This window comes from Ferruginibacter albus, assembly GCF_020042285.1.
In the GTDB taxonomy this organism is placed as follows: Bacteria; Bacteroidota; Bacteroidia; order Chitinophagales; family Chitinophagaceae; genus Ferruginibacter; species Ferruginibacter albus.
On record NZ_CP083388.1, the window covers coordinates 3,110,422 to 3,128,422 of the forward strand.

At 37.3% G+C, this 18,001-nt stretch carries 13 protein-coding genes; all 13 read right to left on the bottom strand.

All coding sequences use genetic code 11. The features are described 5' to 3' along the window. Positions 1–17 precede the first annotated feature (17 nt). Complete coding sequence (gene bglX / locus K9M53_RS13300; protein ID WP_224015682.1) at positions 18–2,285, bottom strand: beta-glucosidase BglX; 2,268 nt, start codon at positions 2,283–2,285, stop codon at positions 18–20. A gap of 10 nt (positions 2,286–2,295) precedes the next feature. Next, complete coding sequence (locus tag K9M53_RS13305; RefSeq protein WP_224015684.1) at positions 2,296–3,954, bottom strand: glucoamylase family protein; 1,659 nt, start codon at positions 3,952–3,954, stop codon at positions 2,296–2,298. Positions 3,955–4,008: 54 nt separating this feature from the next. Further along, entirely contained in the window at positions 4,009–4,935 is a 927-nt protein-coding gene (locus K9M53_RS13310) for a LamG domain-containing protein (protein ID WP_224015687.1), read from the bottom strand. Positions 4,936–5,078: 143 nt separating this feature from the next. Next, the gene (locus tag K9M53_RS13315; RefSeq protein WP_224015689.1) at positions 5,079–6,587 is read right to left on the bottom strand and encodes a RagB/SusD family nutrient uptake outer membrane protein; all 1,509 of its coding nucleotides are present in this window, start codon (positions 6,585–6,587) and stop codon (positions 5,079–5,081) included. A gap of 10 nt (positions 6,588–6,597) precedes the next feature. After that, the gene (locus K9M53_RS13320; RefSeq protein ID WP_224015691.1) at positions 6,598–9,663 is read right to left on the bottom strand and encodes a SusC/RagA family TonB-linked outer membrane protein; all 3,066 of its coding nucleotides are present in this window, start codon (positions 9,661–9,663) and stop codon (positions 6,598–6,600) included. 222 nt (positions 9,664–9,885) lie between these two features. Continuing rightward, a complete protein-coding gene (gene mnmE / locus K9M53_RS13325; protein ID WP_224015694.1) occupies positions 9,886–11,244 on the bottom strand; it encodes a tRNA uridine-5-carboxymethylaminomethyl(34) synthesis GTPase MnmE in 1,359 nt (452 codons plus the stop codon). A 63-nt stretch (positions 11,245–11,307) separates the two neighbouring features. Further along, the gene (locus K9M53_RS13330) at positions 11,308–11,832 is read right to left on the bottom strand and encodes an ExbD/TolR family protein (RefSeq protein ID WP_224015696.1); all 525 of its coding nucleotides are present in this window, start codon (positions 11,830–11,832) and stop codon (positions 11,308–11,310) included. A gap of 132 nt (positions 11,833–11,964) precedes the next feature. Then, entirely contained in the window at positions 11,965–12,789 is an 825-nt protein-coding gene (locus K9M53_RS13335) for an energy transducer TonB (RefSeq protein WP_224015699.1), read from the bottom strand. A gap of 45 nt (positions 12,790–12,834) precedes the next feature. Beyond that, positions 12,835–13,368, bottom strand: coding sequence for an ExbD/TolR family protein (locus K9M53_RS13340; RefSeq protein WP_224015701.1), 534 nt, complete (start codon positions 13,366–13,368; stop codon positions 12,835–12,837). Between the two features lie 24 nt (positions 13,369–13,392). Then, the gene (locus tag K9M53_RS13345; RefSeq protein ID WP_224015704.1) at positions 13,393–14,055 is read right to left on the bottom strand and encodes an ExbD/TolR family protein; all 663 of its coding nucleotides are present in this window, start codon (positions 14,053–14,055) and stop codon (positions 13,393–13,395) included. A gap of 63 nt (positions 14,056–14,118) precedes the next feature. Beyond that, complete coding sequence (locus tag K9M53_RS13350) at positions 14,119–14,961, bottom strand: MotA/TolQ/ExbB proton channel family protein (RefSeq protein WP_224015705.1); 843 nt, start codon at positions 14,959–14,961, stop codon at positions 14,119–14,121. 241 nt (positions 14,962–15,202) lie between these two features. After that, positions 15,203–16,480, bottom strand: coding sequence for an ABC transporter permease (locus K9M53_RS13355; RefSeq protein WP_224015708.1), 1,278 nt, complete (start codon positions 16,478–16,480; stop codon positions 15,203–15,205). Positions 16,481–16,600: 120 nt separating this feature from the next. Then, the gene (locus K9M53_RS13360) at positions 16,601–17,992 is read right to left on the bottom strand and encodes an NADH-quinone oxidoreductase subunit N (protein ID WP_224015710.1); all 1,392 of its coding nucleotides are present in this window, start codon (positions 17,990–17,992) and stop codon (positions 16,601–16,603) included. Positions 17,993–18,001 lie beyond the last annotated feature (9 nt).

Below are 18,001 nucleotides of genomic sequence, written 5' to 3' on the forward strand. Positions count from 1 at the left end.
ATATATCGTATCCTTACTTATCTTAATTCAAACTCATTTTCGCTACAGTTGGCAGAACAGCCGCCAATATAAATTTTAAACTTGCCCGGCTCTGATACAAAATGTAAATCTGCATTATAAAATCGAAGATCTTTTTCAGTAATAAGAAATTGCACTTTTTTGCTTTCTCCTTTTTTCAGATAGATCTTTTGGAACCCTTTTAATTCTTTTAAAGGACGGGTAATACTGGCACTGATATCCTGTATATACATTTCAGCGGTTTCTTCGCCATCGTAATTTCCATTATTGGCAATAGTAACACTGGCAGTGATGGAACTATTTTTATCTAAATAATTTTTGTTCAATGTCATGTCACTATAATCAAATGAAGAATAACTTAACCCATAACCAAAAGGATATAAAGGCTCGTTAGAAACATCTAAATATTTGGAAGTGTATTTATTTTTATCATCAAAAGGACGACCGGTATTTTTATGATTATAATAAACAGGAATTTGTCCAACGTTTTCAGGATAACTCATAGTTATTTTTCCTGAAGGATTATAATCTCCGAATAAAACATCCACAATAGCGGGTCCCGCCATAGTACCTGCAAACCATGTTTCTACTATCGCATCCACACTATCATTTTCCCAGTCCAATGTTAAGGGCCTTCCATTCATTAAAACCAATACAATAGGTTTTCCTGTTTGCTTCAATGCTTTTAACAGGTCTTCCTGGTTTTCCGGCAATCCAATATCGCTTCTGCTGGCAGCTTCACCGCTCATAGCAAATGATTCGCCTAGAACTGCTACTACCACATCCGCTTGCGCTGCCACTTTAACTGCATTGTCAATTAGTTGTTGTGGCGTCAGCGAATCTGTTTCGATTTGTGCATCATGAACATTCAATTTTGCGATAAGTTCTTTATCGTCCAATAAATTACATCCTTTCGCATACAAGGTCTCATCCATTTTCTTTTGCAATAAAGCTTCCCAAATACTCACAGCATTCTTCCAGTCACCGGCAGCACTCCAACTCCCAATAAGATTTCTTTTATCTTTTACCAATGGTCCGATAAAAGCAATTTTTTCATCTCGTGATAAAGGCAAAACATGTTGTCTGTTCTTTAATTTTATATTTTTTAATAACACTATGCTTTTCAATGCCGCTTCCTTCGCTAATACCAGCTTATCGGCACTCATTATTTCTTTTTTATTTCTTTCTTCGCTGATATAACGATAAGGATCTTCAAATAATCCTAATTTATATTTTGCTTCTAATATTAAACGACAGGCATTATCAATCGTAGCTACAGAAACCTTTCCTTGTTTAACAAGATCCGGCAACTCCAACAAAAATAATTCACTGACCATATCCATATCAATGCCTGCATTTATTGATTGTTGTGTTACCTGCATGGAATCTCCAATACCGTGATTTATTAATTCACTCACTGCAGTATAGTCTGTAGCAACAAAGCCTTTAAACCCCCATTGTTTTCTTAACAGATCCGTCATTAACCACTTATCAGCGGTTGCAGGCATTCCGTTTATTTCATTAAACGAACTCATTATAGAACCGGCACCAGCATCCACGCCTGCTTTATAAGGAGGCAAATAATCATTGTACATTTTTACAGTACTCATATCAACTACATTGTATTCTCTGCCAGCCTCCACTGCACCATATAATGCAAAGTGTTTAATGCACGCCATTAAAGTAGAATCTGCTGTTAAATTATTACCCTGGTATCCCTGCACCATTGCTTTTGCAATTTGTGATCCTAAAAAAGGATCCTCTCCTGCTCCTTCTGAAACCCTTCCCCATCGTGGGTCACGTGCTATATCAACCATTGGTGAAAATGTCCAGTTCAATCCATCTGCTGTTGCTTCATCTGCAGCGGCACGGGCAATTCTGCGTATCAAAGCCGTATCCCAGCTCGCTGCTAAACCTAACGGAATAGGAAAGATGGTTCGATGACCATGTATCACATCATAACCAAATAAAAGCGGAATTTTTAAACGGGTTTGTTTAACGGCAATGTCTTGCAACTTACGTACGGCATTCGGTGTAAATGTGTTGAACACACCACCTACTAAGCCCTTCTGTATCTTAGACTCTACATCTTTGCTTAACACAGGTCCTGTAACATCAAAACCAATGGAAGGAAGATTTAACTGTCCTATCTTTTCCTCTAGTGTCATCTTTTGCATAAGATCGCTGATAAATTTATTCATCGCTGCATCTTGTGCAAAGCCGACATTCATCATCACTAAAAAGAAAACAGTTACAGTATATTTCATGCGATCAAGTTTATTGCAAGTCGGGACTTTGAAAACCGAGGTCTTTCATACCTTTCTTTACTTCTGGGCAACTCATAAATAAGTTCCATAATAATCCGCTACGATAATTTTCTATCATTACAATAATAGGTCCCTGGTCTATGGCAAGATAAGAATCTGCAAACCACACATTGGACAAATTAAAAGCATCTTTAAAACCATAATCGCCCCAAATCTTATCTCCTAACTTGTAATAGAAAAAGCGCAATGCATTCATAGATTCAGTAGGTGTATATGCCATTGATGATAATGCTGCGGTTGGAGAAATAACGCCATCATCATTAGTGGGCGAATGCGCATCATAGCCATTGTTGTCATCACTTGCCGTTAATCCCCAACATTGACTGCTATAACCGTTAAATCTTTTTGGATTGTTTACACAATAAGAATAATTGATCTTTGAATGCGCTGTATTCTGCGTCCAGTAATTGGCATACACATCCATTAAATTATTAGGATTAATTCCTAAAAAAGAATAATGAGAAAAGAACAACGGACCACCATAGTCTGGCCCCAAGGGAAGTGTTATGCCAAAATATTGTTTATTGTTTTTTATATTTCCATTCAATGCCCATCCATTTTGATAAACAGCTAAAGGAATATTATAATTGTTAGATGATGCTGCCAATACATAAGTGATCAAAGCCTCATTCCATCCGTTGATCTGCATATTCATGGCCCAATCAAAATCAGGACTCCAGTGCCAATACAAAGCATTTTGATTGTTTTGCCTGAACCAGCTCCACTCTACGCCATTCCATAAATTATTAATACTGTCCCGCAACTGAATTTCATTATTATCGACAGTGCTGTTAAAAAATTGTCGTGCACATAATAAGCCTTCCATTAAGTAAGAAGTTTCGACCAAATCAGCGCCATCATCTTTAGGACTAAACGGAACTGTTTCTCCTGTTGCTCCATTTAGCCAGTGTGGAAAGGCACCGTGATAGCGATGAGCCTTGTTTGTAAGAAAGGATACAATCTTTGTCATTCTACCTAACCCATCTGTCCTGGAAATAAAATTATGGTGTACTCCTACCAATAATGACATGATTCCAAAACCGCTGCCACCGGTGGTTACAACATCTCCCGATGTATTTCTTTCTCTTGCCAATCCTGAAACAGGATGGCCAAAATCCCAAAAGTATTTTAATGTTTGTTTTTGTACCAGGTCTAATAAAACGCTGTCGCTTATTCTTGCGAACTTATCGGATGAATCAATAGCTGTAACAATATTGAAAGAAATGTTTTGCTGTAATAAACTATTGTGTATGGATTTTATACCATTGGAAATTGCTACCGTATAAACTGAAATGGATTGAAGATTACCGGAAGGTTGCACTACTAAAACACTATCCATATTTGCCAATCCGTAATTAACAGGCAATGCGGTACCATTGGCATTTTTAATAAGAACACGAGTGTAAATACCGGCAGTATCTATCGGTTCAGAAAAGAAAATCTTTATCGCCGGCTTATTAGTGGCGTTATAGTAAACAGTACTATTAACCAGCGAATCGTTTACAGTGATCTTTAAGGATTGTAAAGTACCCGGAGGATTTACAGGCGCTTCCTTTTTACAGAAGGATAATGCCAATAGCATCATTACAAAAAACAATATATGCTTCATAGTAAACATAATTAATAAAAAGAGAGATTGCTCTTCAACAATCTCTCTTTAAAATTATCTTCCAGCTAATTCTAATTGATAAAGCGATCCAATTTCCAGGTCTGACAAAGATTTGTTGTACACTCTTACTTCATCAATAGACCCTACAAATAAACCCTGCCATGTCTGTGCTGCAGAATTAGTAAAACCGGTTGTTGCGCTCGGCCAACCTCCAATTAACACTTGTGTGGGAACGGGCATTACTAATGCTCCTAAACCAACGGCAGGAGTGCCTGCACCTCTAAATCTAAAATTGTTATTAGACACTCTTGTACCATTTGCATAGATGTCAATATTAGATCCTGCACCATCATAACGCAATACGTAATGCACCCATTTTTTTGTACCCAACACCGTTTGGAAATCAACACCGCGAACTCCGTAATCATTAATATTATCACCACCTGCTCTTATCCCTCCGGGATATGTTGCAAAAGCGCCATGTAATACTAATGTATCATCGTAAGTAAGATGATTCTTAACTGTTTCAACATACATATTGATCGGTCCATCATTCCAATCGGTTTGTGCACTTGTAGTTTTTGTTAATGCAAATACAGAAGAAGCCAGCGTATCTCTGTTATCTGTATTTATCCATGCACTTACGGTAAAACTTCCCAATGCATTTGCACTGCTTAATGCAGCAATAGTAGGATAAAGAATGTAACCATTGTTAAGAGACAATCCCTGCCCTTTTATACCGGTTCCAAATGAAGCCCCGTTTGAGGTTGAAGGAGCCGTTCCTGATATGGTTTCATTATTAGTGCCATCAAAAGTCCAGTGTGCCAGCAAACTTGATGAAGCCACATCATTAGATGCATTGTATCCATTAACCGGCGGCAACGTACTATTATCTTTTGAGCAGGAGGTTCCGAATATTGCTATAGATAAAATGCTCATCGCAGAAATGAATATTCTATTTTTTATTTTCAGCCATTTCATTGTTTCTGTTTTAAATTGTTTAAAAATCGATTTTCGGTTAAGGCTGTGATAAATCTAATAATAAGGCGAACCTCTTATGTGAAGTATAGAAAAAAGGAAAAACCCTTTTTTGATCACTGATATGTTGCTATTACTTTTCATGATCAATATCCGGGGTTTTGTTTCAGCGCTCCCCCGCTTAATTGTATTTGTGTGCTCGGTATCGGCAATAATTCATTTTTACCTGCTGCAAAATTTTTGCCTGCAGCAGTCATTACCTGTGCTGCTCTTCCCTGGCGAACGATATCCCAAAAACGATCATGTTCCATTGCTAATTCTACATGTCGTTCCTGCCAAACGTCATTTATTGTTACGCTGCCTTTGGGAAAAAGATTGGCACGTGTTCTTATCAGGTTAATATCATCTGCGGCTTGTGCCGGTTGGTTAACATCTGGCTGTAATGCAGCTTCTGCATTCATCAACAACACTTCTGCATAGCGTAGTATATGTACATTTTTAGGTCGGTCTTTTGTGCCTGCATCTGCAAATTTTTCTTTTGCCTTACTGGTGTATGCTTTATAGTTATAATAAAGATTTTGAACAGAATCAGAACTGGGAATACGAAAACCATCCCAGAGAACAGTACCACGATGCGTTCCTGAATTATCAATAAAAATGATCGTAGCATCTTTTCTTACATCTCCCGTTTCATACGCAGCAATAAGACTTGGTGTTGGATTACAAAAGCCCCAACCCAAATCATCCCATCCTCCTAAGCCACCTACCCGTGGCCCCTGGCTTACGGTATAATTAGCAATACCCAAATTGGTATTGTTGAAAGCGCCTGTTTCAATTTCAAAAACTGATTCAATGCTGTTATCTCCTGCCTGCCTGAATAAAGTAGCATAATCGGGTAATAATTGATATATGCCTGAAGCGATGACTTGATTTGTAAGATCAAAAACTTTTTGCCATTGATTTTGATACATGTAAACTTTTGCCAACATTGATTGTGCAGCTCCTTTCGTAGCATGTCCTGTATTTTGTAACGGAAGATGATCAATGGCATATTGCAGGTCTGCTTCTATACTATCATACACCAGTGCTGCCGGTGCTCTTACTTTTAATACGCTGTCTGTGAGTGCTTCGTTAAGATCTTGCGGAATTTTTAAAACAAGTGGTACGCCACCAAACATTCTTACCATATTAAAATATAAATAGCCTCTTAAAAAACGAACTTCCCCGATCAATTCATTTTTTGTTGCAGTATCAATATTGGCTATGTATAAATTCTTTAACGCATAATTTGCAGCACCTATGCTATTGTAATGTCCTCTCCATAATGTTGCAGCAAACTCATTGGTAGAGCTAAGTGTAAAATTATCAAATTCTCCTGCAGTAGTAGCCTGGTCATCCGCATAGCTTCCTTTATCTGCATCATCAGACATAATATCAGTTGCAGCTATCAATGCAAATCCATCAACATCTCCCGTATTCCATGAATCACCCTGCAGCAAGCTATTATATGTTCCTACTACTAATTTTTGCGCCAAAGAAGGATCTGATATTGGCGTTTCACTTCCCTGTACCGGCACATCTAAAAATTCTTTTGTGCATGAAGAGATTGCTATTAGGAAGATGCCATACAATAATATTTTCAGTTCACGTTTCATCGTTTTTTATTTACAAACTAACATTTACACCTACCACCATCGATCGTGTAGTAGGATAAGCATCCAATTCAATTCCTGAGTCAGTTGGTTCGCCGGGCAATTCGGCAGTAAAGCCGCTATATGCTTTAAGCGTATATATATTTTGTACCGATGCGAATATTCTTAAGCCTGATATCTTTATCCGTTGAAGTGTTTTTTCAGGAAGAGTAAATCCAATAGTCACATTGTTAAGACGAGCGAAAGAACCCGACTCAACAAAATAAGTAGATGCTAATAGATTTCCGGTATTAGCAGCAGGTTGTGTTTGGGATTGATTAGTTGGTGTCCATCTGTTATAAGCCAGGTCTGCTTCTACATTATCTGTTCCATAAACACGTACAGCCCTTTTACCATTATATACTTTGTTGCCTGCGTTACCATAAATATCAAAACTAAAATCCCAGTTTTTATACGTAACACTTCCATTAATTCCATAATAAGCTACAGGTTGATAAGAGCCTGCAAATACTCTGTCATTATCATCAATTTTTCCATCACCATTTTTATCCAAATATTTAAAATCACCGGGATTTGCAGTAGGTTGAATTTTATTACCGTTCTTGTCTACATAATTATTTACATCAGCATCCGTATTAAATACGCCCAGCACCTGCAATACATAAAAGCTGCCTACCGGCTGACCAACATCCGTTAACGTAACCAATCCCTGATTGGCGCCTATATCTCCACCGTATGTTGGCACACCGCCATTTAACGATGTTACCGTGTTGGTATTAAAAGTTATATTACCGCCAATACTGTATGAAACATTTTTACTGACCTTATCTTTCCAATTCAAAGAAAATTCCCAGCCTTTATTTTGTATGGTTGCAGCATTGGTTAATACCAAACTATTTTCATCATATATGGTTGCCAGTATAAATTTATTGATCAGTGCATTGAGCACATTTTTATTATAGTAGTTTATCTCGCCGGTTAACTTTGAATTAAAGAAAGCAAACTCTAATGCAGCATCATACTCTTCCGTTTCTTCCCATGTTATATTGGGATCTTTAAATTGGGTTATCCTGCTTCCGTTTGTTGCATTATCAGCAATACCTCCAAAAGGATATCCTAAATTTTGTGCTACAGTAGTAGTGAAGGCTCCTGTTTCTATTTGATCATTACCCACTCTGCCCCAACTGCCTCTCAGTTTTAAATAATCAAATATTTTTTGGTCACGCATAAAATCTTCTTTGGAAATTACCCATCCTAGACCAACAGAAGGATAGGTACGGTAGCGGTTTTGAGAAGGAAGTCGTGAACTTCCATCGGAACGAATAGAAGCCGTTAATAAATACTTATTGTCATATGCATAATTAATTCTTCCAAAATAAGATGCTCTTGACCAGGCATCACCATTTCCATCATTCTGAGAAGAGTTGGCATCACCCACTCCTATATACCATAAATTGGGATCTGCTGGCACATCTTTTCTGCTGGAAGAAATAAAACTATATTGAAATTTTTCTGCCGTAGTACCTATCAAAAGCGTTATATCATTCTTTTGAATACGTTTCGTAAACGTTAGTAAATTATCCCACACCCAATGCAATGTGTTTGAGTTCTTGATATTTAAACTGCTTCGATTATTATATTGATTACCGCCCGCAATTAAAAAGGTAGTAGTATCGGAATTGAATTGATAATTATAAGCCCGGTTGGCATTGCTGTACCAATCAGCACCAATAGAAGAGCGATAGGTTACCCATTGAAAAGGTTTTATTTCTACGTAAGCGGCGCCTTGCAACCTGTTGCTGATCGCTTTTATATTATTATCATTAAGATCGAGCAATGGATTGCCTACATTTTGATAAGCAGAAGTATTACCGTACTTGCCATTTTCGATATTGGCTATAATGGGTGCAGCACGATATGCGTCATTCAATACAGAACCTGCATTACCCAATGAATCAAGATTTATATTATTAAATCCATTTTGATTAACTCCGTTACTGTAAGATGCCTGTATTCCAAACTTTATAGCATTGGTGACCTTAAACTCTTCATTAGAACGCAAGGTGAAACGTTTATAATTATTGTTGATGACGATACCATCCTGGTCAATATAGCCTGCGCTGAAAAAATAAACTGCCTTATCATTACCTCCTGATATAGACAGGTTGTGGGTTTGCTGCCATGCATTACGTAAAATAGTATTGTACCAATCGGTTGAATAAGGTGTAGAGATAGGAATTTGCCCGGTGGAAGCCTGGTAATAATTATCATACTCTGCTGTATTCGCCATTCGTACCAGATTAGCGGCCTGCGATACACCTATGTTATCACTGTAGTTAATTACCATTTTCCCTGATGCTCCCTTTTTAGTAGTGATAATAACTACTCCATTTGCACCACGGGATCCATATATAGATGTAGCCGAAGCATCTTTTAATATAGTAATGTCGGTTATATCGGCTGTATTAATATTAGTGATATCATCCGTAAGTATTCCATCTACTACATACAATGCATGTGTACCACCCAAAGCAGTACCCGTACCTCTTATTCGTATCTGTGGTGCAATACCGGGAGAGCTGCTGGCAATTATTTGCACACCTGTTGCTTTGCCTTGAAGTGCTTGTGTTGGTGTGTTTACAATTTGTTTTACCAGGTCTGATCCGTTAACGGTAGATGTTGCTCCGGTAACATCACGTTTCCGTTGCGTACCATAACCTACTACAATTACCTGTGTCAATTCTTCTGCGCTTGTTGCAAGTGTTACATTGATGCCGGTTTGTCCAGCCACCGTTACCATCTGTGTTTTATATCCCACAGAAGAAAAAACCAGTACATCACTGTCCGATGCGATGATTGCAAATTCTCCGGTTGCATTCGTTGTAGTACCTTTACTTGTGCCTTGTATTTGAATGGAAACATTGGATAGTGCAAGCCCGGCCTCGCTTGTTACTTTACCTGAAACAGCGTGTTCATGAATTGTATCAATTTGAGCCAATCCCTTAACCGGCATTAGAACAATGACAAACAAAATTCTCTTTGCAAGCTTTATTTTGAAATCCGTAAAAAAAGATTTCATAATCGTTAATTATACAAAAGCAACTTCAATTTTCTTGCCAGTATAGTTAAGGACTGAATCTCAACATTTTTTGAGAGAAAGAATATGGCATGAGAAAAAAATTCCACAGTTGAGAATGAATTAGAGGAAAGGGAAGAGCCATTGAGTTAGCAAGTAATAAAAAATAGTTCTGAGCGTGTTGATTAAATTGCACAGTTATTTATCACATTATATAGAACCAACCTACTTCCCGATACAAAATTTACTAAACACATAATCCAGCACAGTCTCATTGGTTATAGTACCGGTTATTTCAGAAATGTAGTGAAGACAACGATGTATGTCGGGAGTTAACAAGTCGCCGGAAATATTTTTATCCAAACCGGTTTTTATTGCCGCCAAGGATTCGCTTATTTTTTGCAAAGCTGCATGATGACGACTATTGGTAACAACAGCATTTTCAGCAATATCATTATGCACAGTAGCTGCAAATAGCTTCTCTTTTAATTCTTTTATGCCTTGTTGCTGCTTGGCTGATATTAATAATGCATTTTCAAAATTAGTAGAACCAGTATCTGCCTTATTACCAATCAACAGGTAATTTATTTGTTGACGCTGAAGATCTTTTTCAATTTTTAATAAGTCTTCGGCAGTATAAGAATTTACATCAAATAAATACAAAACAATATCTGCAGAACGCATTTTTGCCAGGCTTTTCTCTACTCCTATACTTTCAATTATGTCAGATGTATGTTCACGAATTCCCGCTGTATCAATCAATCGAAACAAAACATCATTAATATTAATCACTTCTTCAATAGTATCTCTTGTAGTGCCGGCGATATCGCTTACAATTGCCCTGTCTTCATTCAATAAGGTATTTAATAAGGTTGATTTACCTGCATTGGGTTTACCGATAATGGCAACACTAATTCCATTGCGGATAACATTCCCTAATTGAAATGATTCCAATAATTCATTGGTGATTACCTGTGCTTTTTCAATTAGCTCGTAGAATTTTTTTCTGTCGGCAAACTCAACATCTTCCTGGCTAAAATCCAATTCTAACTCTATCAGGGCTGAGAAAGTGATCAATTCCTCCCGCAGTTGTTTTAATACATCTGAAAAACCTCCCCGAATATTATGCAATGCTGCCTTCTGTGAAGCGGATGTGTTACTGGCGATCAGATCTGCTACTGCTTCTGCCTGGGTGAGATCTAACTTACCATTCAAAAAAGCACGTTGCGTGAACTCTCCTGCCTTTGCCAATCTTGCGCCTTTATTAATGCAAGCTTGCAATACCTGTTGTTGTACATAAGGAGAACCATGACAACTTATTTCTACCACATCTTCGCCTGTATAACTTTTAGGATTTTTAAACAATGAAACGACTACTTCATCCAGCACTTTATCATCCTCCTTAATAAAACCAACATGCAATGTATGTGAAGCCTGTTTCAACAGCTCTTTCGAAGGAAATAAAGAATTGATAATACTGAACGATTCTTTACCGCTTAGACGTATAACGCCAATAGCTCCAATACCGGGCGGCGTTGCCAGTGCAACAATGGTATCATCCCAACCGGAAAGATTATTTAACATCTATCAAAGATAAATTGTCTGGCGGGATTGAAACGATTTTTATGACCTGCTCGCTGTTCGCCATCAGTTCATATTTGCCAGCGCTTTTTCATCCATTTTATCAGGCGTATCTATATAGTAATGTTTGATATCGTTAATAGACACTTCATCCAGCATATCCATCAAATTTTTATAAGAAGATTCTTTACCGGGTTTTATTATCAATATCATATCTTGTTTTGTTCCTTTTGCCATGAATACTTTTTGTTGCTTTTGCTGCAATAGCTTGCGTAAACCATTTGATGAAAAAGTAGTTTTTAAAGGAAGGTTGCTCTCACCCGATATGCCTTCATAATAATAAAGTTTATTATCGCCTTGCAGTAATAACGTTATAGTGCATGATTCACATACGGGAGTAGTTGCTGGACTATCTTTCGGCATCAACAACTGCGATACTGCAGGTTTTGACAATGAGGTAGTAAGAATAAAAAATGTGATCAATAAAAAACCCAGATCAACCATAGGGGTCAGATCAACACCCAACCTTTTTTTAATGCAGCGTTTAACACCGGCCGTTTTTTTACGGATGCCTGCTTCTATCTCTGCCATAGTAATTAGTTTACTATTTAGATCACTATATCGATCGATTCCATACTGCTATTTAAATAAACTTTATTGCTGATATTTTTTACAATAAAAAAACCTCTTCATTACTGAAGAGGTTTAAAAAACTATTTAAATTTAATTTTCCTGCACAACAAACGTTATTGGTTGACGACGGTATGCATTTACGTTACGTCCATTCTGCAATGCCGGGGTCCATTTAGGTCCTCTTTTAATTGCACGGATAGCTTCGTCTTCCATACCATAGCCAAAGTGTGTTTCAGCTTCTACATCACTAATGCTTCCATCTTTACTCACAATAAATTTCACAATAACAGTATACGTTCCTTCCGGAGCACCATTATCAATAGGAGCACTTGCATTTAAGTTCTTCTCCAAATAACGTCTCCAGGCTCCATCTCCACCCGGAAATGCTGCCTCTTTTTCAACTTTTGTAAAAACGGTATTGTCATCTGGTGGAGCTTCTACTACACCCGTTCCTTTTTCTTCAACAGGAGGCGCTACAACACCATTGTCTTTCACACCTTCCTGGGTGTTAACATCTATTTTAGTGTCTTCCACTTTTGCAATTTCCGGTGGCTTTTCATCCTTCGGAACTTCTTCATCCTTCACCACTTTTGGTGGAGTAAACTTGATCGTTTCCACTTTAGGAGGTGGGGGTAATTTTGGCGGTGGTGGTGGTGGCGGTAGTGGTTTATCCGGTTTCTTTACATTTGAAAGAGACACATCTTTTACCTCTATTGCTACTTCTTCTTTTGGTCTAAGTGCATTTGATAAAAAATACACCAGGAAAATCAAAACACCAATGCTCAAAGTAATAAGCGCTGCATTTCTTAAACGCTTGTTATACGTTTTGCGCAGATCATAAGCTCCATAATCTTTGTTTTTTCCTTCAAAGAGTATGTCTAACAGATCTGCCGATAATATTTTGTTTGCTTCCATTTATGTTTTTTTAATCAGCTGAAACAATTTACTGTTTCATACAATTTATTTAATTCCGTTTGCCTGTTCTGTTCTTGTTACTACAAGCTCTTCAACATCATTCGGATTATCTATTGCATATCGCTTAATATCATTAATGGTCATTTCATCCAATATGTCCACTACATTTTTATAATCCGATTCTTTACCGGGCTTAATGGTAATGAAAAGGTCATCTACAGGCGTATTGGCTTTTTTAGTCAATACTACTTGTCTTATTTTTTTAAATGTAGAAGATTGCAATTTGGTTGGATCCATTCCTTCATAATAATAAACCTGGTCGTTCTTACCTAATAAAATGGTCAATGCACCACTTTCTTTAATTTTAGTAAGATCCTTATCCTGTATATCATCTTTCGGCATTAGCAGCTTCATAGTAGTAGGCTGACTTAATGTTGTAGTAAAGATGAAAAAGGTTATAAGCAGAAAACCAAGATCTACCATTGGAGTAAGATCCACACGAGTAGAAAGTTTTTTAGATTTTTTGACGCCGGGGCCTTTCTTATGACCACCACCGGACGACGTATCCATTTCTGCCATGGTATTCTAATTTTTTAAGTTAAACTAATCGTCTTGTTTAATTCCCTGAACACTTTTCTTATATAACTCAGTTCCTGGTGGCACCGCTTCGGGCGATGTCAGTAACTGGTATTTAAATACTTCATTCTTTTTAAACGCAGTCAGCACATCGCTTATAAAAGGATACTTAGCCAAATTATCGCCTTTAATAATAAAATGTATGTTATTTACATTCCCATTATAAGCCGCTAACCCTGCAGCTATCCAATCTTTCAGCTCCCCTCCCAACGTATCTAACGGTACGCCGGGTAAAGTTGTTTTTTTAACTTGTTCAGGAGTCATTTGTAAAAATTGTGATAAGCTTCCTACGGGTGCAGGTACCATGCTTGCGTTAACAAACTTGGTTCTTAAGCTGGCAGGTAGCTGGTCTCCTTTTAGTTTTTCCATTTCATCAAAAACCTTTCCTCTTATACCCGGGTCGCTCAATTCTACAAATGCTTTTCCTTCATGATTGATAGACACCACAAATGCATCTGTATTTAGTGAGGCTGCTTTTGAAGCTACAGAGCTGGGTATTTCAATAGGCACTGCTTCTGATGGTTTAAACTGAGCCGTTAATATAAAGAATGACAATAAAAGAAAAGCAACATCGCACATCGCCGTCATGTCGATGGACGTTCCTTTACGTTTTACTTTTGCTCTTCCCATTTGAATTATTTTATGCTTTACAATTAAGATTCAAAACCGTTTCCTTTCCATAACCCCGAAGGATTATTTATACAACGATGCAAAACTTTGAGTTAATGTAAAACCTGATTCATCGATCGCATAAGTAATAGAATCGATCTTGGTAGTGAAAATATTATACATTACAATAGCCAGTGCAGAAGTACCGATACCTAATGCTGTATTATATAACGCTTCAGAAATACCTTGAGATAATCCTTTTGCAGCTTCGCTACCAGCAGATTCACCTAAGTTACCGAAGGCACGAATCATACCCATTACCGTTCCTAACAGTCCGAATAAGGTTGCAATAGAAGCGATAGTAGATAAGAACACCAGGTTCTTTTCCAACATTGGCAATTCCAATGCCGTTGCTTCTTCTACTTCTTTTTGAATAGCCAATACTTTTTGTTCAGCATCCAAACTGTCCGTACCGATCATTTCTTTATACTTGCGTAAACCCGCTTTCATTACATTACCAACAGAACCTTTTTGTTTGTCAGCTTCTGAAATAGCAGCATCTACATTTTTATTTGCCAAATGATATTGTACTTTACGAATGAAATCTGCATTAGAACTTGTACCGGCAGCTTTAAGTATGGTTAACAATCTTTCAATTGAAAAAGTAATTACAATCAAGAAAGCTGCGATCAAAAGAGGAACAAGGATCCCTCCTTCGTACATTTTTACAAAGTTTCCGATAGGACCTTTATGGTCAGGCCAAAAACCGCCATTAGGATCAGGATTAGTAAAGTTTTTATCAGCTCCTAATAAAAAGCGCCAGATAAGATATCCTGCAATGATTGCCACTACTGGCACTACCCATGAAACATAGTTGCCGGATTTTTTTACCTGTACCGAAGTTGATGTTGGTTTAGTCTCTGCCATAAAAATTCAAGTTTTAATGAAAAATTGTAGTTTTTTAAAAATCGTTAATTATTTGCCCACACAATGCTAAGTAAAAATGCGTTGCTGTGAGCATTCTTTGTTCAGAAATTTTTTTTAGAGGAGGCACAAGGTAATGAAAAATTGAATGAAACAATTACCAACACTGATATTTTTGAGAATAATCGGGAAAAATTTACTGATAGCCTTTGACTATTATTTAACAAAAAAATCATATCTCTGTTTACTCATATCGCAACGCCTCAATGGGATTAAGCGAAGCTGCTTTATAAGCAGGATACAAGCCTGCCAAAATCCCGACCAATGTACAAACCGCTATGCCGCCAATAATCCAAAGCCAGGGAATGATAAAGCTTGTTTTTACGAGTATTGCAACCAGGTTTCCGCAGATAACCCCCGCAATGATCCCAAACAAAGCGCCCATCAAACTGATCAAAATAGACTCCCACAAAAACTGAGCTTTAACGTCAGCCGATTTTCCGCCGATCGCTTTTATCAAGCCGATCTCTTTGGTACGTTCATTTACTGCAACCAACATAATATTCATTAAACCGATAGCAGCGCCTATCAACGTAATAAAAGCAATTATTAAAGTGGCAAATCGCAAAATACCAAAACTATTAATTAAAGTAGATGCGATGCTGTCACTTTTATCGATATAAAAATTATCATCTTCTGTAAGGTCTAATTTACGTATAGGGCGAAACGCTCCGATAGCTTCCCCTACTGCCACATCCATCATTTTAAAATCATTTACCATGATGGCTATGCTGTATGATTGATTTCCGGTTCCATAAATACGCCGGATATTGTTGTAGGTAGTGATCACAATTTTATCCGCATTAAAAAAGGCACTGGAGCCACGGCTTTGCATCACACCTATTACCCGATAATGAATATTGGCTACGTTAATAATTTTATCAATCGCTTTTTGAGGGTCATCATATAATTTTTCTGACACTGCCTCGCCTATGATACATACATTCTCTCCATTCTCCACTTCCGCTTGATTAAAATTTCTGCCTGTTGCAATAGTGTAACCGCCTAATGCCAAATAGTTTTCATCTCCTCCCATTACTCTTACATCCGGATTGGTTTTTTTAAGATCGCTATTGACCACTATGTTATTGGGACCGGATAATGCAATGCTGACCTTGGCAGGAAATGAATAATTCTGCTTAAATAATTTTGCCTGGTCATAAGTAATTACTCTTCCCTCGCTGGATGCTTTTGCCTTTAAGGAGTTCTTATTTACCAATTTGGTTTCTCCATGTTTACCGCCGCCGAATTGTATCATGCGTTCTTTATATCGGATGCTGAAGGCATTAGCACCCATGGTAGAAAAGCTTTCCGTTAAGCTGTTATTGACTGCATCTACAGCAGTGATAATGGCGATCAGCGCCATTATACCCAATGCCATAATAATAACAGTAATGGCTGTGCGAAGGCGGTTGCCCTTAATGGTTCTAAACGATAAAGAGATGGAATCGACCGTTTTCATTCTTTACTAAAGTTAGGAATGATACTGCAAATGAAAATAAAGTAGTTAAATAAAGAATAAACAGAACAAGTGAGTGACACTACTATGCTTAATAGAAATAGTATTGCTAAGTACAAATAATTAATAATGCAATGCTTCTGTAATAATATCAGGATACAATCCTAACACAATAATTAATGCAGCTGTAATGATCAATAATATTTTAAACGCAGGTGTTACATCCCATGTTTGTTGAGCTGTTGTATTTTCTTTAAAGAATATAGCTTGTATGATCTTGAAATAATAATAAGCGCTCACTGCTGCACATAACACTGCCAAAATGATCAACCAATGAAAGTGTACGCTTTGGGCAGCTGACAACAACATATAAAACTTACTTACAAAACCGGCAGTTAAAGGAACACCTGTAAGGGATAATAAAAATATTCCGGCAGTAACTGCTAATACAGGTTGCTGCTTGATCAATCCATTAAACCCATCAATGGTGTAATCATTCATTTTAAGTAAGATAGCGAACATACCAATAGAAGCTAAACTGTACGCTGCTGCATATAACACCAATCCTTCTTTTGCCTGTTGATTTAATGCAAACAAAGCTAACAGCATAAACCCGGCCTGCGCAATACTCGAATAAGCCAGCATTCGTTTTACGCTTTGCTGAAATACAGCTGTAATATTTCCTATTAATAAAGTTGCTGCAGTAATAATTACGATAAGTGCTTGCCATTGTTGTTGCACTTTACCAAAAGCACCTTCAAACAAACGGATAAAGGCCATGAACACTGCAACCTTTACAATGGTTGCCATAAAGGAAGTAAAAACCGTAGGAGCACCATCATATACATCCGGTGTCCAAAAATGAAAAGGCGCGGCTGACGCTTTGAATGACATGGCAATTAATAAAAACACCAAACCAACCGCAATGAGTGTTGGCATTTTGCCGGCTCCCAAATTAATATTAGTGATATTGAAAGAAGCTACGTCCGCATTACCTCCATATACAAAGGCAATACCCATCAGCATAATGCCCGTAGAAAAAGCCCCCATCAAAAAATATTTCAATGCAGCTTCGTTGCTCTTTAGATTTCGTTTGTCACTCCCCGTTAGTATATATAAAGGAATAGAAATTATCTCTATTCCGATGAACAACATCAACAATGTATTGAATGTAGCTGCAATGCAAGCACCGCACAGCACAAAAAATATTAATGAAAAATATTCTGATACATGTTCTCCTACTTTCTCAATATCTCTTCCGCTCAATAAAAAATACAATAAAGTACAGGCGAGAATAATCGTTATAAAAGTGAGACTAAAACTATTGAAATGCAATGCATCTTTTACATCAATTACAAAAAAGGGTTTGCCTCTGTATATTTCACAGTAATTGGCAAGCAAAATAAATATCAGGCCAATTATTGCTAAATACTTAGGTGTGCTTTTACTTTTGATGAATACACCACCAAACATCATTACAATTCCCCATACTGCAGTAAATATAATCGCATTCATATTTTAATC

Bases quoted from the DNA above. Each gene is read 5' to 3' on its own strand.
- bglX (WP_224015682.1), bottom strand. From the start codon at position 2,285: ATGAAATATACTGTAACTGTTTTCTTTTTAGTGATGATGAATGTCGGC.
- K9M53_RS13305 (WP_224015684.1), bottom strand. From the start codon at position 3,954: ATGAAGCATATATTGTTTTTTGTAATGATGCTATTGGCATTATCCTTC.
- K9M53_RS13310 (WP_224015687.1), bottom strand. From the start codon at position 4,935: ATGAAATGGCTGAAAATAAAAAATAGAATATTCATTTCTGCGATGAGC.
- K9M53_RS13315 (WP_224015689.1), bottom strand. From the start codon at position 6,587: ATGAAACGTGAACTGAAAATATTATTGTATGGCATCTTCCTAATAGCA.
- K9M53_RS13320 (WP_224015691.1), bottom strand. From the start codon at position 9,663: ATGAAATCTTTTTTTACGGATTTCAAAATAAAGCTTGCAAAGAGAATT.
- mnmE (WP_224015694.1), bottom strand. From the start codon at position 11,244: ATGTTAAATAATCTTTCCGGTTGGGATGATACCATTGTTGCACTGGCA.
- K9M53_RS13330 (WP_224015696.1), bottom strand. From the start codon at position 11,832: ATGGCAGAGATAGAAGCAGGCATCCGTAAAAAAACGGCCGGTGTTAAA.
- K9M53_RS13335 (WP_224015699.1), bottom strand. From the start codon at position 12,789: ATGGAAGCAAACAAAATATTATCGGCAGATCTGTTAGACATACTCTTT.
- K9M53_RS13340 (WP_224015701.1), bottom strand. From the start codon at position 13,368: ATGGCAGAAATGGATACGTCGTCCGGTGGTGGTCATAAGAAAGGCCCC.
- K9M53_RS13345 (WP_224015704.1), bottom strand. From the start codon at position 14,055: ATGGGAAGAGCAAAAGTAAAACGTAAAGGAACGTCCATCGACATGACG.
- K9M53_RS13350 (WP_224015705.1), bottom strand. From the start codon at position 14,961: ATGGCAGAGACTAAACCAACATCAACTTCGGTACAGGTAAAAAAATCC.
- K9M53_RS13355 (WP_224015708.1), bottom strand. From the start codon at position 16,480: ATGAAAACGGTCGATTCCATCTCTTTATCGTTTAGAACCATTAAGGGC.
- K9M53_RS13360 (WP_224015710.1), bottom strand. From the start codon at position 17,992: ATGAATGCGATTATATTTACTGCAGTATGGGGAATTGTAATGATGTTT.